The sequence below is a fragment of the Streptomyces sp. NPDC102437 genome (assembly GCF_044765565.1).
Lineage (GTDB): Bacteria > Actinomycetota > Actinomycetes > Streptomycetales > Streptomycetaceae > Streptomyces.
Genome location: NZ_JBIWKI010000018.1, coordinates 1 through 23,247, shown reverse-complemented (window position 1 = coordinate 23,247; position 23,247 = coordinate 1). Strand labels below are relative to the sequence as shown.

Here is a 23,247-nt window from a genome sequence, read left to right as displayed (position 1 = left end):
AGGAGGCCGGTAAACACGGGCGTACGCTGCGGACATGAGCGAGCAAAGAGCCCTGCTGAGGCGCATACGCGTGTGGTTGGCCGTCTTTATCGTCTGTCTGGTACTGAGCGGGCTGACCGCCTTTCCGCTCGTCCATGAACTCCACTGGGCCGAGGACCTGCTGAGGTCCTCGGCCTCTCCCGTTCCGGAGCACTTCCCGGCACTGATGGAGTGGATCCCCAAGGTCCGCACCGGCCTCGACGAGGCCGACGCGAAGTACCCCTTCGTGCTGTACGGCACCGACTGGCTGGCCTTCGCGCACCTGGTCATCGCGGTCGCCTTCTACGGCCCCTACCGCGACCCGGTCCGCAACATCTGGGTCATCGAGTTCGGCATGATCGCCTGTGCCGGGATCATCCCGCTCGCGCTGATCTGCGGACCCATCCGAGGCATCCCCTTCTGGTGGTCGGTCATCGACATGTCGTTCGGCGTCTTCGGGGTGATCCCGCTGCTCGTGGTGCGCCGCATGATCAAGCGGCTGGAGGCCCTGGAGGGGACACCGCGGCGGGAGCCCGCCGCGACGACCGCTCAGGCTCTCTGAGTCACCCGGCCGACGGGGCACCGAAGGCGGCCACGACTATGTTCATCGCCGTGGTGTTCATGCTGTCCCCCTTCGCGTCCGTCGAGTTGACGCTGTAGACGAGGGTCCGGGAGAGATCACGGGTGGCCGCGACGACGGTGTTGTAGCCCCAGCGGCCACCTGTCTTGCCCCAGACCTCGCGTCCGCCCAGCCGCATCACCGAGAGACCCGCGCTGTACGCGGCGGGCTTGCCCGTGCCGTACTCACGCACCGAGGCGTCGGGCAGCGTGAACATCTCCTGGAGCAGTGGACCGCGCACCACCCGCCCGCCGAACAGCGCCCGGGTGAAACGCTCCAGGTCGGCGGTGGTCGAGATCAGGTCGCCCGCCGCCCAGGCGTCCGTCGCCCCCCACACCGTCGCATCGCGCAGCTCGCCCGTGCCGAAGAGCTGGTAGCCGTGGTTGTGCGGTCCGCGGATCGCCGGGTCGGTGCCGGGGAAGTACGTGTCCTTCAGGTGCAGGGGCTCCAGGACGCGTCGGGAGACCTGCGAGCCGTACGTGTCGCCCGTGACCCGCTCGATCAGCAGGCCCGCCACGGTGTAGCCGATGTTGGCGTAGTGCTGCTGGGCGCCGGGCACGAAGTCCGGCTCCAGGGAGGTGGCTTCGCGCACGGTCCGCTCCGGGTCGTGCAGGTCGAAGCGGTGCGCGTACCAGTCGTCCAGGTCGCCACCGGAGCCGACGGACGGGATGCCGCTCGTGTGGTTCAGCAGCTGGCGCACCGTGACGTCCTCGTACGCCGCCGGGATCAGATCCGGCAGATAGAGCCGGACCGGGCGGTCCAGGCCGACCCTGCCCTCCTCGGCCAGCTGAAGCACGACGGCCGCTGTGAAGATCTTGGTCACCGAACCGGCCCGGAAGCGGCCGTCCGGGTCCGCCGGCCGTCCGGAGGCCAGGTCGTGGACGCCGGAGCTGCCCCGCCAGTCGCCCCCCGAGCCCGAGACGCGCACCAGCGCGGCCGTGGCGTCGTCCTTCGGGAGCCCGGCGATGGCGGCCTGCAGCGCCTCGGCGTCCGGAGCCTCTGCGACAGGAGCCCTCTGCGCCCAGTGCCCTGCGGCCGCCGAGGCGTCGGTACCGGCCGCCAGGGCCGGTGAGGCTGGGCCCGCGGCGATGCCGAGGACGAGCGCGGCTGCGAGGACGGTGCTGGACATGCGGACGTTCATGACGGGTGCCTCCTGGGCGTGGAATCCTCAACTGCTCACGGACTCCATCCTGTTGATCGGCGCCCCCGGGCGGATCCCCCGCCCGGGGGTTTGCCAGGGGGAGACGGGCTCCCCTGCGCGGGGGAGCCGAATGCCGGACCTCCCCCCGGAGAGGGAGCCACGACTGGGGGCAGCGTCACGACCGGAGCTGGAGAAGGGGTCACGATTCCGGAGAGGGAGTCACGACCCCGCACTCGTAAGCGCAGATCACCGCCTGGATCCGGTCGCGCAGCCCCAGCTTGGACAGCACATTGCCGACATGGGTCTTCACCGTGTGCTCGCTGACGACCAGCGCCGCCGCGATCTCCGCGTTCGACAGCCCGCGGGCCAGGTGCAGCAGCGTCTCGCGCTCCCGGGCGGTCAGTACGTCCAGGCGCGCCGACGGTGCCACGGCCGCGGCCGGCGGGCGCGAGGTGTACTCGGCGATCAGCCGGCGCGCCACCGAAGGAGCCAGCAACGAGTCCCCGGCCGCCACCACCCGTACCGCGTGCACCAGGTCGTCGCGGCGGACGTCCTTGAGCAGGAAACCGCTCGCGCCCGCGTGCAGGGCCTCGTAGACGTACTCGTCGGAGTCGAAGGTGGTCAGCATGACCGTCCGGCAGCCGGTCCCGGCGCTGATGGCGCGGCAGGCCTCGATGCCGTCCGTGCCGGGCATCCGAATGTCGAGCAGCGCCACGTCGGGCGCCAGACGGCGTACCGCTTCGACCGCCGCCCGGCCGTCGCCCGCCTCGGCCACCACCTCGATGTCCGGCTGCGCGTCCAGGATCATCGCGAAGCCGCTGCGTACCAGCTCCTGGTCGTCTGCCACCACCACACGGATCGTCAACTTCCCACCTCTGTCCCCTGTTTCCTCTCCACCTTCGTCTCCACCCCTGTCTCCGCCTCTGCCCGTGCCTCTGTCTCCGGCCGGGCCCGCGGGATCGTCACCCGGACCCGGAACCCCCGCCCGCCCGGACCGGGGCCGGTACCGGCCGTGCCGCCGTGCGCGGCGGCCCGCTCCCGGATGCCGATCAGCCCCAGCCCCGCACCGCCCCCGGGGCCCCGTCCGTCGTCGGTGACGGTGAGCGTCAGCGCGTCGCGTCCGTGCTCCAGCCGGACACCGACCGTGCTCGCGTCCGCGTGCCTGACCACGTTCGTCAGCGCCTCCTGCACGATCCGGTAGACGGTCGCCTCGACCGCCAGGTCCAGTGAGCCGGGGCTGCCCGTGACCTCGTACGAGACCGCCGGACCGCTGCCGCGCACCCGCTCCACGAGCTCCGGCAGTCCGGCCAGCGAGGGCTGCGGCTCCCGCGGCGCGTTTGGAGCGCCCTCGTTCTCGCGCAGTACGCCGAGCATCCGGCGCAGCTGCGCCATCGCGTCCCGGCCTGCCTCCGAGATCGCGTCGAAGGCCGCCTCGGCACGCTCCGGCGCCGTGCGGACCGCCACCGGTCCCGCCTCCGCCTGCACGATCATCAGGCTCACCGCATGGGACAGGATGTCGTGCATCTCCCGGGCGATCCGGGCCCGTTCGCGGGCCGCCGCCTGTTCGGCCTCGATCCGGTGCGTCAGCTCCAGCTGACGGGCCCGGTCCTCCACCGCGCGCAGATAGGCCCTGCGCGTCACCGTGAACCGGCCGAAGGCGTAGGCCGCCGCGAACACGAACAGGGAGAAGAGCAGCTCCCTCATGTCCTCGCCGTCGAGTCCGACCGAGAACAGCACCGCCGCCACCGTGAGCGCCGCGATCCCGATCCGCTTCGGCGGCGAGGAGAGCTCGGCCACCGTGTAGAACGCCACGAGACCGGTGTACGGGAGCGGCTGACCCGGCCCGTCCACGGTGAATGTGTACAGGGCGCCGGCGGCCAGCACCGCGATGAGGACCGCCACCGGCGCCCGGCGGCGGGCCAGCAGCGGCAGCACCATCAGGGTGGTCAGCCCGTACGACGTCCACGTCGCCTCCGGCAGCTCCGGGGCACGCGGCACGACGAACGGCATGGTCATGGCGGCCTGGACCAGAAGAACGATGAGCAGGTCCGTGCCGAGGGGGCCGGCCCCCGGGGAGAGTCCCGGCACTCTCGCGGTGATGTCCCGTATGCGCATCGGACCGGCGCCCTCAGGGCTTTTGCGCAACCGCGCCGAACTGCGCGACCTGTGCCGCACCGGGCTCGCCGCGCCAGTGCGCGCACGACACGACGCCCGGGTCCACGAGGTCGAGCCCGGTCAGGAACGCGGCGAACTCGGCGCGGGTGCGGGCGGTGATCGGCGGGGTGGCGTTCTCGTTCCAGAACCGCATCGCCGCCTCGTTGCCCTCGCCGCCCAGCTCCAGAGTGGGATGGGTGAGCACCAGATGGCTGCCCGAGGGCAGCGCGTCCATCAGCGTGCGGACGATGCGCCGCGCCTCGTCCGTGTCGAGCACGAAGTTCAGAATGCCCAGGAGCATGACCGCGACCGGCCGCCCCAGGTCGAGCGTCGGCTGCGCCGCGCGCAGGATCCGCTCCGGGTCGCGCGCGTCCGCGTCGACGTACTCGGTCGCGCCCTGCGGCGATCCGGCGAGCAGCGTCCGGGCGAGCGGCAGCACCGTCGGATCGTTGTCGACATACACGACGCGGCAGTCGGGCGCGGTGTGCCGGGCGACCTCGTGGGTGTTGCCGGCGCTCGGCAGGCCGGTGCCGATGTCCAGGAACTGCCTGATCCCCGCCTCACCGGCCAGATAGCGGACCGCCCGCTCCAGGAACGCCCGGTCGGCGCGCGCCACTTCGCCGATGCTCGGATACATGGCCGTGACCCGGTCGCCGACCGCGCGGTCCACGGGGGTGGTTGTCCGTGCCGCCGAGCCAGTGGTTCCAGACCCGCGCGTTGTGGGCGACGTCGGAACGGATGCGGTCGGGGACGGGGGTGGTGCGGGGATCGGTCATGTCGCTGCTCCTCCTGCGCCGGGCCCGCATCACGGACGACGGGGCGGGCCCATGATGCCGGACCGGTCGACGGGAGGTGTGGCGAGGCCATGCGCCGGACGTCGACGGGAGCGGGCCGGTGGGTCCATGATGCCCGACCGGTCAACCGCATTGGCCCGCCCGGGAGTTGGCGAGGACATCGTGCAGGACGTCGACCCGGTTGGTGGTGATCGAGTCGATGCCGTGCCGGACGAGGCGGCGCATGGTCCGTCTGGTGTCGGCCGTCCAGGCGGAGACCAGCAGCCCGTCCCGGTGCAGCCGCCCGGTCAGTTCCGGGTCCACCAGCCCGAACCGGTAGTTCAGCCAGCGGGGCCGCACCGCGTCGAGCAGCGCGGCGCGCGGCGGCGCCGGACTCGTCCAGGTCAGGGCGATCTCGGCGCCCGGGTCGGCGGCCCGGACCCGGAGCATCGCCACGGCCCCCGCGCAGTAGTACGCCCGCTCACCGGCCCCGCACTCGCGCACGACACCGACGATCCTCGACACTGAGCCGTCCGTCGAGCCCGGCAGATCGACCATGACGCGGTGCGCCCCGGCGGTGAGCAGCGCCTCGCGCAAGGTGGGCACACCGCCCCGGGTCAGCTCGGTGAGCTCCGCGTAGGTCAGCCGGTCGAGCCGCACGTCGTGGCCCCACAGCCGCTTCAGCGTGGCGTCGTGCAGCAGGACCGGAACGCCGTCCCGGGTGAGCCGTACATCGATCTCGACCGCGTCCGCCCCTCGTCCGAGCGCTGAGCGGATCGAGGGCAGCGTGTTCTCGCGGACACGGTAGGGATCGCCGCGGTGGGCCACGGCGGTGACTGAGGTGACCATGGGGCCATTGTGGCCACCTGGATCACCGGCCCGCGCGCCCCAGCCAGTTGGCCGTGTACGTGTCGATCTCGGCTCCCAGCTTCCGCTTGCCGGCCGCGTCGAGGTACGACGCCTCGACGGCGTTCTTCGCCAGCGACGCGAGCCCCCGCTCGTCCAGACCGAGGAGGCGGGCGGCCACCGCGTACTCGTTGTTGAGGTCGGTGCCGAACATCGGCGGGTCGTCGCTGTTGATGGTGACCAGGACGCCCGCGTCCACCATCTCCCTGACCGGGTGCTGCTCGATGTCCGCCACCGCGCGGGTCGCGATGTTCGAGGTCGGGCAGACCTCCAGCGGGATGCGGTGCTCGGCGAGGTGGGCCAGCAGCTTCGGGTCCTGGACCGAGCTGGTGCCGTGGCCGATGCGCTCGGCGCGCAGGTGGATCAGTGCGTCCCAGACGGTCTGCGGGCCGGTGGTCTCCCCGGCGTGCGGCACCGAGTGCAGGCCCGCGGCGATCGCCCGGTCGAAGTAGGGCTTGAACTGCGGGCGCTCCACACCGATCTCCGGACCGCCGAGACCGAACGAGACCAACCCCTCGGGCCGCAGGTCCACGGCGAGCCGGGCGGTCTCCTCGGCCGATTCGAGCCCGGCCTCGCCGGGAATGTCGAAGCACCAGCGCAGCACGACACCCAGCTCGGCCTCGGCGGCCTTGCGGGCGTCCTCTATCGCCTCCATGAACGCCTGCTCCGGGATGCCGCGCCGGGTCGAGGAGAACGGGGTCACCGTGAGTTCCGCGTAACGGATGTTCTGCCGCGCCATGTCGCGGGCGACCTCGAAGGTCAGCAGGCGGACGTCCTCCGGGGTGCGGATCAGGTCCACGACGGAGAGGTACACCTCGATGAAGTGCCTGAAGTCCGTGAAGGTGAAGTAGTCGGCGAGCGCCTCCGGGTCGGTGGGGACCTTGGAGTCGGGGTGATGCGCGGCCAGCTCGGCGACGATACGCGGAGAGGCGGACCCGACGTGGTGGACATGCAGCTCGGCCTTGGGCAGCCCTGCGATGAAGGGATGCAGATCGGTCATCGAACTCTCCGGGGCGTGGAACGGAACGGGTGCCGGGCACGGTCGGCCGGGCAGAGGACGGGGATCATCGTAGGCCGGGCCCATCGGTGCGCGGCGGGGCCGTAGCATGACCGGACCACGATGGGGGAGGCCCATGTCAGACAACACAGAGCAGCCAGAGGGTGGGGCCGCGCCGCGCGATCCGTGGGCTCCGCCGGACAGCAAGGTGCCGCTGGAGAAGCCGGCCGGCGATCCCCGCCCGCCCGCTGTGCACAACCAGCCCACGGTCGCCTCGATGCCGGGCGCCGGGGACGGCCCCGCACCCGCCGATTCGACACCGCCGGGATTCGGTTCGCCGGCGCAGACCGGGCCGGTGCCCGGCTTCGGCTCCGGCCCCGGTGAGGTTCCGCCGCCGCCGGTCGGACCGAACGGACCGGGCCAGCCGGTCCCGCCGGCCGCGGGCCAGTACGGCTACCCGGCCGCACCGCCCGTCCCGCAGTACGGCGGCTACCCGGGGTACCCCGGGTACAACCAGGCGCCCTGGGGCGGTCCGCCGCCCTCCAACGGCATGGGTACCGCGGCCATGGTGCTCGGCATCCTGGCCGTCTGCTTGTTCTGCATCTACGGGATACCCAGCCTGGTCCTGGGCGCACTGGCCCTGATCTTCGGCATCCTCGGCCGCAAGCGGGTGCAGCGCGGTGAGGCGACCAACAGTGGTCAGGCGCTCGCCGGGATCATCATGGGGTCCATCGGCATCGTCTTCGGCGTCGCGATCATCAGCTTCTTCATCTGGGTGTTCGTCGCCCACGGCGAAGATTTCGAAGAGAGCACCTCCAACGACGACCCGTACTCCACGTCGCTGGTCCTCGAGGTCGCCCGCTAGCCGGTACCGCAGTCATTCCCGCTCCCGATGGCCCGGCTCCCGCAGCCGGGCCATCGGGCTTTCGGCCGCCGGGCCACCGCGCACACCGCCGTCCCGGAAACCGCCCGCCAAGTGTCCGGCGGGTGTCCGGCGGGCCTCATGAAGCGCGCAGCTCCGCCCGCGCGTCCATCAGCGCGAACCCCAGCAGATTCAGCCCGCGCCAGCTCGCCGGATTCGCCACCCGCAGGTCGTCCGCCGCCAGGCCTATGCCCCAGATCCGGTCCATCGGGCTCGCCTCGACCAGCACCCGGTCCCCGGTGTTCAGCAGGAACTCCCGCAGCTCCGGATCGCCGCCGAACTTGTGCACACTGCCGGCCACCACCAGCCCGTACCGCTCGCGCTCCCACACCGCGTCGTCGAAACCGCGGACCAGCCGGCCCACCTTCTTCGCCATCGCCGGGCTCTTCGCCGCCACCGCCGCGGCCTCCGACTCCGCATCGCCGAACAGCCGCGCCTTGCCGGCCATCATCCAGTGCTCGGCCGACGCGTAGGTCACACCGTCGACCGTGAAACGCGACGGCCACCACTGACTGAGGCAGCTCGTACCGATCCGGCCGTCGGGCCGGGGGCGGTGCCCCCAGAAGTGCAGGTACTTCACCTTCTCGCCGCGCGCGGCCCGCGAAAGGAGATCGTCCATGTGTTCCATGACATGCGAGTGTGGCATTCGCCACTGACAATCCGTACGGGGATTTCTGTACCGACGCGACACATGGTCGACAGATTCCGTCGCGTAACCAAAAGGAAACAACGGAATCACTTGTTGGGGTAGATCCCCTCTGCCAGGATCGGCACTCAAATCGAGCAGAGGCTACGCCGGCCCCCGCACTCCGGGGTACGCGGCGGAGGAGATCGTCATGGGCAACGGCATCCAGGTGCGGGACCGCTTCGCGGACGGCGCACAGTACATCGGCGGAAAGCTGCGGTCCGGAACATCGGGACGTCACCACGACGTGGTGAACCCGGCGACGGGCGAGACCGTCTACCGCTACGAGCTGGCGGGCACCGCCGACGTGGACGCCGCCGTGGCGGCCGCACGCGAGGCGTTCCCCGGCTGGTCGGGCGCGACGCCCGCCGAGCGGGCCGAGGCGATGCACCGTTTCGCCGCCGTACTCGCCGAGCAGGCCGACGACTTCGCGTACGTGGAGTCCCTCCAGTGCGGCAAGCCGATCAAGCTCTCCACCGAGTTCGACGTGCCCGGCACCGTCGACAACACCTCCTTCTTCGCCGGGGCCGCCCGCCACCTGGAGGGCAAGTCGGCCGGCGAGTACGACGGCGACCACACCTCGTACGTACGCCGCGAGGCGATCGGCGTCGTCGGCTCCATCGCGCCCTGGAACTACCCGCTCCAGATGGCTGCCTGGAAGGTCCTCCCGGCCATCGCCGCGGGCAACACCATCGTGCTGAAGCCTGCCGAGATCACCCCGCTGACCTCGCTGATGTTCGCCCAGGCGGCCACCGAGGCCAAGATCCCCGACGGTGTGATCAACATCGTCACCGGCGCGGGCAAGGACGCCGGCGAGCACCTCGTCGGCCACCCGGACGTCGTGATGACCTCCTTCACCGGCTCCACCGCCGTCGGCAAGCGGGTCGCGGAGATCGCCACCTCCACCGTCAAGCGCCTCCACCTCGAACTCGGCGGCAAGGCCCCCTTCGTGGTCTTCGACGACGCCGACCTCGAAGCCGCGGTGAACGGCGCGGTCGCCGGAGCGCTCATCAACACCGGCCAGGACTGCACCGCCGCCACCCGCGCCTACGTCCAGCGCCCGCTGTACGACGCCTTCGTGCAGGGCGTCGCCGAGCTCATGGAGAGCGTCCGGCTCGGTGACCCCTTCGACCCGTCGACCGACCTCGGCCCGCTGATCAGCCACGCCCAGCGCGACCGGGTCGCCGGATTCGTCGAGCGGGCCCGCGCGTACGCCACCGTCGTCACCGGCGGCGAAGCCCCCGGCGGCGAACTGGCGGCCGGCGCCTACTACCGGCCGACGCTGGTCGCCGGAGCGGCCCAGGACAGCGAGATCGTCCAGTCGGAGATCTTCGGCCCGGTCCTGGTCGTGCTGCCCTTCGACAGCGACGACGAGGGCATCCGCCTCGCCAACGACACCCCGTACGGACTCGCCGCCTCCGCATGGAGCCGCGACCTGTACCGCGCCAACCGCGCCACCCGCGAGATCAAGGCGGGCTGCGTCTGGGTCAACGACCACATCCCGATCATCAGCGAGATGCCGCACGGCGGATACAAGGCCAGCGGCTTCGGCAAGGACATGTCCTCGTACTCCTTCGAGGAGTACACACAGGTCAAGCACGTCATGTACGACAACACCGCGGTCGCCCGCAAGGACTGGCACCGCACAATCTTCGGGGACCGATAAGCCGGCCGACCCCGGCCACACACACCCGAAAGGGCAACGCGCATGGAGCAGTACGAGCCCGAGCGCCTCTCCGCGGCCCAGATCGCCGCGATGCGACGCAGCCTCACCAACGGACGGGGCGCTCTGACCCGCCGATCGCTGATCCGCGCCTCCGGCATGGGGGCGCTGGCGATCGGCGGGCTGGGCACGCTGAGCGCGTGCGGCATCCCGCCCGCCAAGCGGGAGGGGGATGCCGCCGCGGCGTCCGACGACCACTCGGCCGAGGAGAAGCAGATCAACTTCTCCAACTGGACCGAGTACATGGACGTCACCGATGACGGCAAGCACCGGCCCACCCTGGAGGCGTTCACCGAGCGCACCGGGATCAAGGTCAAGTACACCGAGGACATCAACGACAACGTCGAGTTCTTCGGCAAGATCAAGCCGCAGCTCGCGGCCGGCCAGGACACCGGCCGCGACATCATCTGCGTCACCGACTGGCTGGCCGCCCGCATCGTCCGGCTCGGCTGGGCGCAGAAGCTCGACGCGTCGAACCTGCCGCACGCCTACGCCAACCTCTCGGCCCAGTTCCGCTCCCCGGACTGGGACCCGGGCCGTGCCCACTCCTACCCCTGGGCGGGCATCCCCACCGTCATCGCCTACAACTCCAAGGCGACCGGCGGCCGCAATGTCGACTCCGTCAGCCAGCTGCTGGACGACCCGAAGCTCAAGGGCCGGGTCAGCTTCCTCTCGGAGATGCGCGACACCATCGGCATGACCCTGCTCGACATGGGCAAGGACCCCGGCAACTTCACCGACGCCGACTACGACGCCGCGATCGGCCGCCTCCAGAAGGGCGTGGACAAGAACCAGATCCGCCGCTTCACCGGCAACGACTACACCGCGGACCTCGACAAGGGCGACATCGCCGCCTGCGTCGGATGGGCCGGCGACGTCATACAGCTCCAGGCCGGGAACCCTGACATCAAGTACGCGATACCCACTGCGGGTTACGTCATATCCAGCGACAACCTGATGGTCCCGGTGAAGGCCCGGCACAAGACCAACGCCGAGAAGCTCATCGACTACTACTACGAGCCGTCGGTCGCCGCGAAACTCGCCGCATACATCAACTTCGTCTGCCCGGTCGACGGGGTCCGTGACGAGCTGGCGAAGATCGACCGGGCGATGGCCGACAACGTCCTGATCCTCCCGGACCGGGAGATGGCGTCCCGGTCGCACGCCTTCCGCTCTCTGACCAGCAAGGAAGAGACGGCGTACGAGGAGAAGTTCGCCAAGCTCATCGGCGCCTGACCGCCGCTCCGCACCCCTCCTGATCTCCCTCTGACACCACTGGGACCGCGATCCATGACACAGCAGCAGACCGGCGGCGACGTCCGCCTCACCGGGATCAGCAAGACGTACGGCTCCTTCGAAGCCGTCAAGCCGCTCGATCTCACCGTCCCGCAGGGCTCCTTCTTCGCGCTGCTCGGCGCGTCCGGCTGCGGCAAGACCACCACCCTGCGGATGATCGCGGGCCTGGAGGAGGCGACCACCGGCACGGTCTCGCTCGGTGGCCGCGACATCACCGGGCTTCCCCCGTACAAACGGCCCGTCAACACGGTCTTCCAGAGCTACGCGCTCTTCCCGCACCTCGACATCACGGAGAACGTCGCATTCGGCCTGCGCCGGCGCGGCATCAAGTCCGTGAAGAAGCAGGTCGACGAGATGCTGGAGCTCGTCCAGCTCGGCGACTTCGCCAAGCGCAAGCCGCACCAGCTCTCCGGCGGCCAGCAGCAGCGCGTCGCCGTCGCCCGCGCCCTGATCAACCACCCGCAGGTGCTCCTGCTCGACGAGCCGCTCGGCGCCCTCGACCTCAAGCTGCGCCGCCAGATGCAGCTGGAGCTCAAGCGCATCCAGACCGAGGTCGGCATCACCTTCATCCACGTCACCCACGACCAGGAGGAGGCCATGACCATGGCCGACACCGTTGCGGTGATGAACGGGGGCCGCGTCGAGCAGCTCGGCGCGCCCGCCGACCTGTACGAGAACCCGAGGACGACCTTCGTCGCCAACTTCCTCGGCACCTCCAACCTCATCGAGGGCGAGACCGTCTCCGCGGGCACCGACATCGTGGTGGCGGCGGGCGGCGGGAAGCTGCGGCTGCCCGCCGACCGGTGCACGGCCCCGACCACGAGCGGCGGCAAGCTGCTCCTCGGCATCCGCCCGGAGAAGATCTCGCTCGCGCACGCCGACGACGCGGACACGATCGCCGACGGCCGCAACCGGGTCACCGGACGGATCATCGACTCCAGTTTCATCGGGGTGTCCACGCAGTACGTGGTGGAGAGCCCGGCCGGCAAGGCGCTCCAGGTGTACGAGCAGAACATCGAGCGCGACGCGCGGCTCACCGCCGGGGCCGAGGTCGTTCTGCACTGGAACCCCGCGCACACCTTCGGACTGGACGCAGCCCAGGACATCGACGCCGGCGTGGAGACGGTGGAGGACGCGGCGTGACCGTCACCAAGGAGGCGCCACCGGCGCCCGTCACGGCGGAGCTCGTGCTGCGCAAGCCCTCCACCCGCAAGCGCCTCGTCCCGTACTGGCTGCTGCTCCCCGGCATCCTGTGGCTGCTGGTCTTCTTCGCGCTGCCGCTGGTCTACCAGGCGTCGACCTCCGTGCAGACCGGATCCCTGGAGAAGGGATTCGAGGTCACCTGGCACTTCCAGACCTACTGGGACGCGCTGACCGACTACTACCCGCAGTTCGTCCGGTCCCTGCTGTACGCCGGCACCGCCACCATCCTTTGCCTGCTGCTCGGCTACCCGCTCGCCTACCTCATCGCGTTCAAGGCGGGCCGCTGGCGCAACGTCGTCCTGGTGCTGGTCATCGCGCCGTTCTTCACCAGCTTCCTGATCCGCACGCTCGCCTGGAAGACGATCCTCGCGGACGGCGGCGCGGTCGTCGACGTACTGAACACCCTCCATGTCCTGGACGTCACCAGCTGGCTCGGCTGGACCGAGTCCAACCGCGTGCTGGCCACCCCGATGGCGGTGGTCTGCGGCCTCACGTACAACTTCCTGCCGTTCATGATCCTGCCGCTCTACACCTCGCTGGAGCGGATCGACGGCAGGCTGCACGAGGCGGCCGGCGACCTGTACGCCACCCCCGCCACCACCTTCCGCAAGGTGACCTTCCCGCTCTCCATGCCGGGTGTCGTCTCCGGAACGCTGCTCACCTTCATCCCGGCCAGCGGTGACTACGTCAACGCGGAACTGCTGGGCTCCACCGACACGAAAATGGTCGGCAGCGTCATCCAGACCCAGTTCCTGCGGGTCCTGGACTATCCGACGGCGGCCGCGCTCTCCTTCATCCTCATGGCGGTCGTCCTGATCATGGTCACCGTCTACATCCGCCGCTCCGGGACGGAGGACCTGGTCTGATGCCCGCACTGCGCTGGATACGCCGGAATCTGATCGTCATCGCGGGTCTGCTGACCCTCGCGTACATGATCCTTCCGAACATCGTCGTCATGGTGTTCTCGTTCAACAAGCCGAACGGGCGCTTCAACTACTCCTGGCAGCGCTTCTCGCTCGACGCCTGGAAGGACCCCTGCGGCGTCGCCGACATGTGCGGCTCGCTCTCGCTGTCCCTGCAGATCGCCGTCTGGGCCACTGTCGGCGCGACCGTCCTCGGCACGATGATCTCCTTCGCGCTGGTCCGCTACCGCTTCCGGGCGCGCGGCGCGATCAACTCGCTGATCTTCCTGCCGATGGCGATGCCCGAGGTCGTCATGGCCGCCTCGCTGCTCACCATCTTCCTCAACATGGGCGCACAGCTGGGCTTCTGGACGATCCTCATCGCGCACATCATGTTCTGCCTGAGCTTCGTCGTTACGGCCGTCAAGGCGCGCGTGATGTCGATGGACCCGAGGCTGGAGGAGGCCGCCCGAGATCTGTACGCCGGACCCGTGCAGACCTTCCTGCGGGTGACGCTGCCGATCGCCGCCCCCGGAATCGCCGCGGGAGCTCTGCTCGCCTTCGCGCTCTCCTTCGACGATTTCATCATCACCAATTTCAACGCGGGCTCCACCGTGACCTTCCCCATGTTCGTCTGGGGATCGGCACAGCGCGGCACGCCCGTGCAGATCAACGTCATCGGCACGGCGATGTTCATCATTGCCGTGATGGTGGTCGTCGTCGGCCAGCTCATTGCGAACCGGCGCAAGAACAGCGCACGATAGAAAGCCCTGAAGGAGTTGGAAACCATGGCCCCAGCTGCCATGCGTACTGCTGCACAATCGCTCTCCGACGCGAAGCCCGTCTCGTTCTGGCTGGACGACCCCGGCAAGCCCGGCACACTGCCCGCACTCACCGGTGACGAGCACTGCGACCTGCTCGTCATCGGCGGCGGCTACAGCGGACTGTGGACCGCGCTGATCGCCAAGGAACGCGACCCGGAACGGGACGTCGTACTGATCGAGGGGCACGAGGTGGGCTGGGCCGCCTCGGGCCGCAACGGCGGATTCTGCGCCGCCTCCCTCACCCACGGCCTGCCCAACGGGCTGGAGCGCTGGCCCGAGGAGATCCACAAGCTGGAGGAGCTCGGGGAACGCAACCTCGACGCCATCGAGGCCGCCGTCGCCCGTTACTCGATCGACTGCGAATTCGAGCGCACCGGCGAGATCGACGTCGCCACCGAACCGCACCAGCTCGAAGAGCTCCGGGAATGGCACCAGGAGGCCGAGAAGCTCGGCTTCACCGGGTCGGAATTCCTGGACCGGGACGCGCTGCGCGCCGAGGTCGACTCACCGACGTTCCTCGGTGGTCTCTGGGACCGCAGGGGCGTCGCCATGCTGCACCCCGCCAAGCTGGCCTGGGGCCTGAAGCAGGCCTGCGTCGACCTGGGCGTGCGGGTGTACGAGCACACCCGGGGCCTCGAACTGGCCAGGTCCACCACGGGGATGGCGGTCCGCACCCCGTACGGAAGGGTCTTCGCGCGCCGGGTGGCACTCGGTACGAACATCTTCCCGTCGCTGGTCAAGCGGGTGCGCCCGTACACCGTGCCGGTCTACGACTACGCGCTGATGACCGAGCCGCTCACCGCGGACCAGCTCGCCTCCATCGGCTGGAGGAACCGGCAGGGGCTGGGCGACAGCGCCAACCAGTTCCACTATTTCCGGCTGTCGTCCGACAACCGGATCCTGTGGGGCGGCTATGACGCGATCTATCCGTACGGTGGCCGGCTGAGCGCCGATCTCGATCAGCGTCCGGAGACCTTCCTCAAGCTCGCGGGCCAGTTCTTCGACTGTTTCCCGCAATTGGCGGGGGTGCGTTTCAGCCATGCCTGGGGCGGGGCGATCGACACCTGTTCGCGCTTTTCCGCGTTCTTCGGCACGGCCCATCAGGGCCGGGTCGCCTATGCCGCCGGATTCACCGGACTCGGCGTCGGCGCCACCCGTTTCGGCGCCGATGTGATGCTCGATCTGCTGGCGGGCGAACAGAACGAACGGACCGCGCTGGAAATGGTCCGCAGCAAGCCGATGCCGTTCCCGCCGGAGCCCTTCGCCTGGGCCGGGATCGAGCTCACCAAGCGGTCCCTGGCCAGGGCTGACAGCAACGGCGGGCACCGTAACCTCTGGCTGCGGACGATGGACCGGCTGGGACTCGGCTTCGACAGCTGAGTACGGCAGTCGAGCAGGAAGCAGAGTACGTCGGGCAGGTCACCCCACCCGGGGGTGACCTGCCCGCTTGTCGTGAATTCGTTGCCCGAACCCGCGTAATCGATCGGCCTCACCTCTCTCTCCTGTGTGAAGCACCGTCACCGTATGGCCGGCGCACACGGAATGGAGACAGGTCATGGCTGGCGCGGGGGCCAAGGCAGCGGTCGAATGGCTGGCATCGGTGGCGCCGGATCCGGATGGCTGCCGGTGCGAATGGGAGCACAATCTCCGACGGGTCGCGCTCCTTCCCTCCGGCCGGCGCTGGGACGTGCTGATCCTGCCGGGGCGCTGGGCCGTCCCACCCTCGACGTACCGACCCGCCTCATCGACAGGCCCGGTCCTGTTCTCTCCGACTTCGGCGACGCCCGCACGGGTTTCTTCGTGGCGCCGGGAACCGTCTCCCGCTGGGTCGGCACCGGAGTACGGGGCGTGGGGCAGGGAACCTGGATCGTCGTGCCGCAGCCGGGCCGGGCGTCCAGCGGCGGGGTGCGCCGGCTGATCCCGCCCGACGGCTCGGGAACCCTCACCGACGCGGCACTTCTGGACTCGCGATGCACGAGGCGGCGGCCGGACAGGCCGGGCGCGGCAGGGGCTGACAGGGACCGGGCGGGTGAAAGGAGCCGGCCGCCGGGCCGGGGAGAACGGTGTACGCGGTCGGTCCGGGGCGGGCGCCCCGGGACTGACGGCACTGTCAGAGGTCTTGACAACTCGATTGGTCTGGACCATGTTGTGGCGGCTGCACTCAATTCCCCCACGCACGGAGGCCGTTGTGGAACGCACGGGACCCCACGCTCGATCTACCGGAGCCGTGGCCGCCTTCGCGGCGGCCCTGCTCGCCGCCGGCGGCCTCACCGTCCTGGCTCCGCCCGCCGCCGCTGCCGACACCGACCAGGCGCGCAACGGCGGCTTCGAGTCCGGCCTGGACGGCTGGTCCTGTACCCGCGGCAGCGGAGTCGCCGTCAGCACCCCGGCCCACAGCGGCGCTTCGGCGCTGAAGGCGGCCCCGGCCGGCTCCGACAACGCCAAGTGCTCCCAGCAGGTGGCGGTCCAGCCGGACTCCACCTACACGCTGAGCGCCTGGGTGCAGCGCTCCTACGTCTACCTCGGCGCGGAGGGCACCGGCACCACCGACGTCTCCACCTGGAGCCAGTCCTCCGCCGACTGGAAGCAGATCACCACCACGTTCAGGACCGGCCCGTCCACCACCGAGGTGACCGTCTACACCCACGGCTGGTTCGGCACCCCCGCCTACTACGCCGACGACCTCACCCTCGTCGGTCCGGGCGGCGCCCCCGCCGAACTCCCGGCCGCCCCCACCGGACTGAAGGCCGGCACGGCCACCGCCTTCTCCGTCGACCTCTCGTGGACCGGTTCCTCCGGGGCCACCGGCTACAACGTCTACCGGGGCGGCACGAAGGTCCTCTCGGTCACCGGCACCTCCACCACCGTGACCGGCCTCGCCGCGTCGACCGCGTACAGCTTCCAGGTTGCCGCGACCAACTCCGCCGGGGAGTCCGCCAAGTCCGCGGCCGTCTCCGCCACCACCACGGAGGGCGGCGGCGAGGGAGGCGGCCTGCCCGCCCACGCGCTCGTCGGCTATCTGCACTCCAGCTTCGCCAACGGCTCCGGCTACACGCGGATGGCGGACGTGCCCGACTCCTGGGACGTCATCGACCTGGCCTTCGGTGAACCGACCTCGGTCACCTCGGGCGACATCCGCTTCTCGCTCTGCCCGGTCGCCGAGTGCCCGAACGTCGAGTCCGAGGCCGAGTTCAAGGCGGCCATCAAGGCCAAGCAGGCCGCGGGCAAGAAGGTGCTGATCTCCATCGGCGGCCAGAACGGCCAGGTGCAGCTCGCCACCACCGCCGCCCGCGACACCTTCGTCTCCTCGGTCGGCAAGATCATCGACGAGTACGGTCTGGACGGCCTCGACATCGACTTCGAGGGCCACTCGCTCTCGCTGAACACCGGGGACAACGACTTCCGCAACCCCACCACCCCGGCCGTGGTCAACCTGATCTCCGCGGTGAAGTCCCTCAAGGCCAAGTACGGCGACAAGTTCGTCCTGACGATGGCCCCCGAGACCTTCTTCGTCCAGCTCGGCCACCAGTACTACGGCTCGGGCCCCTGGGGCGGCCAGGACCCCCGGGCCGGCGCCTACCTCCCGGTCATCCACGCCCTGCGCGACGACCTGACCCTGCTGCACGTCCAGGACTACAACTCGGGCTCCGTCATGGGCCTGGACAACCAGTACCACTCGATGGGCGGCGCGGACTTCCACATCGCCATGACCGACATGCTGCTGACCGGCTTCCCGGTGGCGGGCGACCGGACGAAGATCTTCCCGGCGCTCCGCCCCGACCAGGTCGCCATCGGCCTGCCCGCCTCCACCCAGGCGGGCAACGGCCACACCTCGCCCGCCGAGGTCACCAAGGCGCTGAACTGCCTGACGAAGAAGACCGACTGCGGCTCCTACACCACCCATGGAACCTGGCCCGCGCTGCGCGGACTGATGACGTGGTCGATCAACTGGGACCGGTTCGACAACGGGGAGTTCTCGAAGAACTTCGACGCCTACTTCGGCAGCTGAGGGCCACGGACATTTCTGGGGCCACGGACATTTCTCAGGGGCAGCAGCACCGCCTCGAACAGGAACCAGCTGCCCAGCACATCCAGCGGCCAGTGGTAGCCGCGCAGCACCAGACCGATGCCCGTCGCCGTGGTCACCAGGACAGCGGCGACGGGCATCATCCATGACCACGATCGCCGCACGTACGGCGCGACCAGCAGCGCCGCCGCCCCGTACGCCACCGCGGCCGTCGCCGCATGACCGGACGGGAAGTAGCCGGTGGCGTCCGTCAGCGGCCCCGGACGGGCGCTCCACGCCTTCAGCGGCACGACCAGCGCGGGCACCGCGCCCATGGCGATCGCCGCGTGCAGCGGGGCACGGCGCGCACCGCGCACCAGGGCGAGGACGATCGCGCAGCCCAGCACCGGGAGCGCGACCTGCGTATTGCCCAGATCGGCGAGGAATTCGGTCAGCCGGGCGGGTCCGTGGCCGACGACGGCCCGGCCGGTCCGCTCGTCCAGTGCGCGCAGCGGGCCGTCGGCCACGATCTGCCAGGTGGTGAGCGCGAAGAACACCAGGAGGAGTGGTGCCAGGAAGAGGAAAGCAGCCGGCCGCCCGGGAACAGGGGGGGTGGTTCCGGGGCGGCCGGTCGGACCGGTTTGCCGCACGCCCCGGGGGGTCTGGGGCGAGCGGCCATCCGATCGGTGAGGAGTTCCGGAGCCAGAGACTCCAGCGGTGTGCCCGAAGGCACGGCCAGGACGGCGCTGGGGAAGCTCCGGCCCGGCATCGCCCGCAGTCCCCTGCGGGCGGGGTGTTTCTCTCATCTGCAGGAACCGTACGGCAGCCGACTGGGGACCGACAGCGGGAAACAGATCCCGCCATCGGCCCCCCACACGTTCTTCACAGGCCCACACGCGGGCCCCTCGGAACACCTGCCGGAACGCCTTCCGGAGCCGTCGGGGCTCGCACAGGTCAGATCCGGCCGAAAGCCTGCTCGATGACGTCGAGCGCCTCGTTCAGCAGGTCCTCGCCGATCACCAGCGGCGGGAGGAAGCGCAGGACGTTGCCGTACGTGCCGCAGGTGAGGACCAGGACGCCCTCCGCGTGGCAGGCCTTGGCGAGCTTCGCGGCGGCCTCCGGGTTCGGGTCCTTCGTGCCGGACTTCACCAGCTCGATCGCGATCATCGCGCCGCGACCGCGGATGTCACCGATGATGTCGCCGTTGTCGAGCTTCGACTGCATCTCGGCGAGGCGGCCCTTCATGACCTCCTCGATGCGCTTGGCCTTCCCGTTCAGGTCCAGCTCGCGCATCGTCTCGATGGCGCCGAGCGCACCCGCGCAGGCGACCGGGTTGCCGCCGTAGGTGCCGCCGAGGCCGCCGGAGTGGGCGGAGTCCATGATCTCGGCGCGGCCGGTCACGGCGGAGAGCGGCAGACCGCCCGCGATGCCCTTGGCGGTGGTGATCAGGTCCGGGACGATGCCCTCGTCCTCACAGGCGAACCACTGGCCGGTGCGGCAGAAGCCGGACTGGATCTCGTCGGCGACGAAGACGATGCCGTTGTCCTTGGCGAACTGGGCGATCGCCGGGAGGAAGCCCTTGGCCGGCTCGATGAAGCCGCCCTCGCCGAGCACCGGCTCGATGATGATCGCGGCGACGTTCTCCGCGCCGATCTGCTTGGTGATCTGGTCGATGGCCTGGGCGGACGCCTCGGCACCGGCGTTCTCGGCACCGGTGGGCCAGCGGTAGCCGTACGCCACCGGCACCCGGTAGACCTCGGGCGCGAACGGGCCGAAGCCCTGCTTGTACGGCATGTTCTTGGCGGTCAGCGCCATCGTGAGGTTGGTGCGGCCGTGGTAGCCGTGGTCGAAGACGACGACCGCGGTGCGCTTGGTGTGGATGCGGGCGATCTTCACCGCGTTCTCGACGGCCTCGGCGCCCGAGTTGAACAGCGCGGACTTCTTCGGGTGGTCGCCCGGCGTCAGCTCGGCGAGCTGCTCACAGACCTCGACGTACCCCTCGTACGGCGTGACCATGAAACAGGTGTGGGTGAAGTCGGCGAGCTGCGCGGAGGCGCGGCGCACGACGGCCTCGGCGGAGGCGCCGACCGACGTCACGGCGATACCGGAGCCGAGGTCGATCAGACGGTTGCCGTCCACGTCCTCGATGATCCCGCCACCGGCGCGGGCGGTGAACACCGGCAGGGTGGAGCCCACACCTGCGGCAACCGTCTCCAGACGGCGGGCCTGCAGCTCCACCGACTTCGGGCCGGGAATGGCAGTGACGACGCGGCGCTCCTGCGGGATTTCGGTCATGAGGGGCTCCTGGGGGGATGTTTCGGACGCTTCCCGGCCAGGCTATGGGCGAGGCCGGGGGTACGGCATGTTCCGTTCGGGAGTGGTGTTCGCGCGCCGTTGTCCGTCACGGACATAGCGAGGGGGTGCGGCGGGCCGGGAAACCGTGCGCCCCGGTGCGGGAGCCTTGCTGAACTCGCCCTGCGGGCGCACTAGATTGACCGGGGCAGACGGACGGACCCGGCCGGTCAGGGGGCAACGGTTCATGAAGAGCGACGACGCGCGCGGTGCGCGGGGCACGAGCGGTATCGAGGGGGAGGGCGGCCGGCCCGATGTGCCCCGCCCTCAGGTGCCGCGCCCGGCCGGGCCGCCGCCCGCCGCCCCGCCCATGCCCATCGGCGCCCCCCGGAGCGGTCCGCCCACGGCTCCGCCGCTGCCCGCCGGCCTTCCGGGGGCCGGGCCGTCGGTCGTGGAGTGGCTGAACACCGTCCGCCCCGCCGCCGGGCCCGGTGTCTGGCGCTACGGACATGTGCCGCGCTCCGCCGAGCGGCCGCCGCGTCCCTCCCTGCTCGGGCCGCTGATCGCCCTGGCGCTCTGGCTGGTGATCTGGGCGCTGCTGGCGGACTTCCGGATCCCGTACGTGAAGGTGCCCCTGGAGGCGGTCACGCCGGGGAGCTGGTGGGTCTTCGACACGCTGCGGGCAGGCTCCGTACCGGCCGCCGCGTACAGCATCGAGACGCTCTACAACCAGCTGCTGGTGCTGATCGCGGGGCTGTGGGCAGCCCGCGTCGGACACTGGGCGGGGCTCTTCCGGTACTGGGCAGGCCCCCGGCCGGAGCGTGCCCGGCTGGCCCTCTCGGGCTTCGGCGCGCTACTGGCCCTGTGGCTGATCTGGACCCAGAAGGTGCCGCTGTTGGATGTCCTCTTCTACTGGACGCGGGGCTGGCTGTTCAGCGGGGACCAGTTGCTGGCCACCCTGGCCGCCTACGGCTCCTACGCGGTGGCCATCGCCGTCGTCGTGGTGCCGATCGGCCGGGCCGGGCAATGGCCCGCGGCTCTCCGCGCTCTCCGGGCGCGGCGCGCGGCCCCCCGCCCGCAGGACGCGGGGAACCCGCCGCCCGTGGCCGGGACGGACGCGGCGACCTGGCCGAAGCTGCGCGCCGCTGGACGCGTGGAGGCGGCGGAGGCGCTCACCGCGGCCGTCCGGGCCGGGCACCTGAACGACGTGGACTGCGTGCGCGTGAACCGTGCCTGGGAGCGGGCGCGGACCCGTCACGACGGACCGGCGTCCTTCGACGAGGCGGTCGTGCGCCGGGGGGCCGACGCCTTTCTGCATCCCTCGGGCAGCCGGGACATGCCCCTGCGGACCGCGCGTCACGATCTGCTGACCGGCCAGGTCCGGATCGGTGACTGCGCGGACGACGAACGCAACCCGTACGCCAGCAGGGGTGCGGGCATGGCCCTGGACCCCGCCCTCCTCGGCACGTCCCTGCTGGCGGTCGGCCCGCCCGGCGCGGGCAAGACGGCGCGGGTGGTGCGTCCGGTCGTCGAAACGCTGGCCCTCCAGGCCCTGACGGGCGGGGCGGCGGTGCTCGCGGTGGGCGCCGCGGGGGCATCCCTGGGTCCCGACGACGCGTACGACGTCGTGGTGAAGATCGGCGACCCCTCGTCCGTCCACGACTTCGACCTGTACGGCGGGTCGGCCGACCCGGACGAGGCCGCGGCCACCCTCGCGGAAGGTCTCGCCGGGGACGTGCCGGACCTGGACGGACGGCGCGCTGCCCTGACCCTCGGCCAGCTGCTCGGCCCGTACCGGGCGGTCCACGGCTGCTTCCCGGCGGTGCCGGCGCTACGGGAGCTGCTGGCCGGGGACGAGTCGGCCGTCGGTGAGCTGCGACGCGCCCTGGAGGCGGGCGGCCACTCGGCCATGCTCCGTGAGCTGGACGCCCGGATCCGGCAGACCGGCGGAGCGGGCGACCCGGCGGCGGTACTGGCCGATCGCGTCGCCCTCCTCGACCGGCCCGCGTTCGCCGGTTTCTTCGCCACCGGCCAGGAGGCACGGCCCTTCTCGCTCCGCTCGCTGGGACAGCATCCGCTCAGGGTCCGGATCGACCTGCCGGAGCGCGCCCATGCCGGGGCCTGCCGGGTGCTGACCCGCCTCGTCCTCGCACAGTTCAACGCGATCGCCGCGGCCCGCCCCGACCGGTCGGTCTTCACCTGTCTGGTGCTGGACGACGCGACGCACACGGTCACCGCCGAGACCGTCCAGGGGATCAGGCGGCTCAGGTCGGTGAACGCCGGCGCCGTACTGGCGCTGCGCACCCTCGACGACGTCCCCGAGGGGCTGCACTCGGCGCTGCTGGGCGCGGTGGGATGCGGCATGATCTTCCCGGGCGTCACCACCTGGGACGGGAAGCGGTTCTCGGAGGCATGGGGCAAGGAATGGGTCTCCGTCCGCGAGGTGGCCCAGCACGGGGTCTTCGCCGACCAGCCGTTCACCCGCGCCATGCACGCGCTGCGCAAGCTCGCCACCGGCAAGGCGGTCACCGTCGACGCGGTCACCGTGCGGCAGGTGGAGCGCGAACGTTGGTCCGCCTCCGCGCTGGCCTACGAGCTGCCCGCCGGGCACGCGGTTCTCTCCGTGACGACGGTCGACGGCGAACACGCGCCGCCGCTGCTGGTGAATCTGAACGGCTGAGCGGTGGGGGGGGGGGCCCGCCCCCCCCCCCCCCGGGGGGGGGGGGGGCGGGCCCCGCCCCCCCGGCAGGATTTAGAAAAGCCCGTCGTAAGGGGCGGCGCAAAAA

18 protein-coding genes and 2 pseudogenes are annotated in these 23,247 nt (G+C 70.7%); 11 read left to right on the top strand and 9 right to left on the bottom strand.

Going from position 1 to position 23,247, the window contains the following annotated elements:
- The first annotated feature begins 34 nt into the window (after window positions 1-34).
- Window positions 35-580 (top strand): hypothetical protein, encoded by a 546-nt coding sequence (locus tag ACIRJP_RS23000; RefSeq protein ID WP_404177165.1) that lies wholly within the window; start codon window positions 35-37, stop codon window positions 578-580.
- A gap of 1 nt (window position 581) precedes the next feature.
- On the opposite strand, the gene ACIRJP_RS22995 is transcribed toward ACIRJP_RS23000, so the two are convergent.
- From ACIRJP_RS22995 to ACIRJP_RS22970, 6 genes and pseudogenes are all read right to left on the bottom strand, one after another.
- Entirely contained in the window at window positions 582-1,778 is a 1,197-nt protein-coding gene (locus ACIRJP_RS22995; protein WP_404177162.1) for a serine hydrolase domain-containing protein, read from the bottom strand.
- Window positions 1,779-1,977: 199 nt separating this feature from the next.
- Complete coding sequence (locus ACIRJP_RS22990; protein ID WP_388591351.1) at window positions 1,978-2,643, bottom strand: response regulator; 666 nt, start codon at window positions 2,641-2,643, stop codon at window positions 1,978-1,980.
- Window positions 2,640-3,893 carry a sensor histidine kinase gene (locus tag ACIRJP_RS22985; RefSeq protein WP_404177159.1) on the bottom strand — a complete coding sequence of 418 codons (1,254 nt, stop codon included), beginning with the start codon at window positions 3,891-3,893 and terminating at the stop codon, window positions 2,640-2,642. Before ACIRJP_RS22985 ends, ACIRJP_RS22990 begins: the two co-directional genes overlap by 4 nt.
- A gap of 13 nt (window positions 3,894-3,906) precedes the next feature.
- Window positions 3,907-4,708, bottom strand: a pseudogene (locus tag ACIRJP_RS22980) (SAM-dependent methyltransferase).
- A 141-nt stretch (window positions 4,709-4,849) separates the two neighbouring features.
- The gene (locus tag ACIRJP_RS22975; RefSeq protein ID WP_404177156.1) at window positions 4,850-5,554 is read right to left on the bottom strand and encodes a glycerophosphodiester phosphodiesterase; all 705 of its coding nucleotides are present in this window, start codon (window positions 5,552-5,554) and stop codon (window positions 4,850-4,852) included.
- A 22-nt stretch (window positions 5,555-5,576) separates the two neighbouring features.
- Entirely contained in the window at window positions 5,577-6,695 is a 1,119-nt protein-coding gene (locus ACIRJP_RS22970) for an adenosine deaminase (protein WP_404177461.1), read from the bottom strand.
- A gap of 49 nt (window positions 6,696-6,744) precedes the next feature.
- On the opposite strand from ACIRJP_RS22970, the gene ACIRJP_RS22965 reads away from it, so the two are divergent.
- Complete coding sequence (locus ACIRJP_RS22965) at window positions 6,745-7,473, top strand: DUF4190 domain-containing protein (RefSeq protein WP_404177153.1); 729 nt, start codon at window positions 6,745-6,747, stop codon at window positions 7,471-7,473.
- A 136-nt stretch (window positions 7,474-7,609) separates the two neighbouring features.
- Here ACIRJP_RS22965 and ACIRJP_RS22960 read toward each other — a convergent pair whose 3' ends face one another.
- The gene (locus ACIRJP_RS22960) at window positions 7,610-8,149 is read right to left on the bottom strand and encodes an NADAR family protein (protein ID WP_404177150.1); all 540 of its coding nucleotides are present in this window, start codon (window positions 8,147-8,149) and stop codon (window positions 7,610-7,612) included.
- A gap of 217 nt (window positions 8,150-8,366) precedes the next feature.
- On the opposite strand from ACIRJP_RS22960, the gene ACIRJP_RS22955 reads away from it, so the two are divergent.
- The 8 genes and pseudogenes from ACIRJP_RS22955 to ACIRJP_RS22920 all read left to right on the top strand — a co-directional run bounded on the left by ACIRJP_RS22955 (window position 8,367) and on the right by ACIRJP_RS22920 (window position 18,172).
- A complete protein-coding gene (locus ACIRJP_RS22955) occupies window positions 8,367-9,881 on the top strand; it encodes a gamma-aminobutyraldehyde dehydrogenase (RefSeq protein ID WP_404177147.1) in 1,515 nt (504 codons plus the stop codon).
- A 42-nt stretch (window positions 9,882-9,923) separates the two neighbouring features.
- Complete coding sequence (locus ACIRJP_RS22950) at window positions 9,924-11,174, top strand: PotD/PotF family extracellular solute-binding protein (RefSeq protein ID WP_404177144.1); 1,251 nt, start codon at window positions 9,924-9,926, stop codon at window positions 11,172-11,174.
- A gap of 54 nt (window positions 11,175-11,228) precedes the next feature.
- Entirely contained in the window at window positions 11,229-12,377 is a 1,149-nt protein-coding gene (locus ACIRJP_RS22945) for an ABC transporter ATP-binding protein (RefSeq protein WP_404177141.1), read from the top strand.
- Window positions 12,374-13,303: an ABC transporter permease gene (locus ACIRJP_RS22940; RefSeq protein WP_266729400.1), complete on the top strand. Its 930-nt coding sequence runs from the start codon at window positions 12,374-12,376 to the stop codon at window positions 13,301-13,303. Before ACIRJP_RS22945 ends, ACIRJP_RS22940 begins: the two co-directional genes overlap by 4 nt.
- Window positions 13,303-14,103: an ABC transporter permease gene (locus ACIRJP_RS22935; protein WP_404177138.1), complete on the top strand. Its 801-nt coding sequence runs from the start codon at window positions 13,303-13,305 to the stop codon at window positions 14,101-14,103. Before ACIRJP_RS22940 ends, ACIRJP_RS22935 begins: the two co-directional genes overlap by 1 nt.
- Window positions 14,104-14,127: 24 nt before the next feature.
- Complete coding sequence (locus ACIRJP_RS22930; protein WP_404177135.1) at window positions 14,128-15,543, top strand: NAD(P)/FAD-dependent oxidoreductase; 1,416 nt, start codon at window positions 14,128-14,130, stop codon at window positions 15,541-15,543.
- Window positions 15,544-15,718: 175 nt separating this feature from the next.
- A pseudogene (locus ACIRJP_RS22925) lies at window positions 15,719-16,178 on the top strand (hypothetical protein).
- A 173-nt stretch (window positions 16,179-16,351) separates the two neighbouring features.
- Window positions 16,352-18,172 (top strand): chitinase, encoded by a 1,821-nt coding sequence (locus tag ACIRJP_RS22920; RefSeq protein WP_404177133.1) that lies wholly within the window; start codon window positions 16,352-16,354, stop codon window positions 18,170-18,172.
- Here ACIRJP_RS22920 and ACIRJP_RS22915 read toward each other — a convergent pair.
- Together ACIRJP_RS22915 and gabT are read right to left on the bottom strand one after the other, a co-directional pair.
- Complete coding sequence (locus ACIRJP_RS22915) at window positions 18,157-18,819, bottom strand: phosphatase PAP2 family protein (RefSeq protein ID WP_404177130.1); 663 nt, start codon at window positions 18,817-18,819, stop codon at window positions 18,157-18,159. The two genes, ACIRJP_RS22920 and ACIRJP_RS22915, sit on opposite strands and share 16 nt — an antisense overlap.
- A 304-nt stretch (window positions 18,820-19,123) precedes the next feature.
- On the bottom strand, window positions 19,124-20,464 hold the full coding sequence (gabT, locus tag ACIRJP_RS22910; RefSeq protein WP_404177127.1) for a 4-aminobutyrate--2-oxoglutarate transaminase: 1,341 nt from the start codon (window positions 20,462-20,464) through the stop codon (window positions 19,124-19,126).
- A gap of 244 nt (window positions 20,465-20,708) precedes the next feature.
- On the opposite strand from gabT, the gene ACIRJP_RS22905 reads away from it, so the two are divergent.
- Window positions 20,709-23,141, top strand: coding sequence for an ATP/GTP-binding protein (locus tag ACIRJP_RS22905; RefSeq protein WP_404177124.1), 2,433 nt, complete (start codon window positions 20,709-20,711; stop codon window positions 23,139-23,141).
- Window positions 23,142-23,247 lie beyond the last annotated feature (106 nt).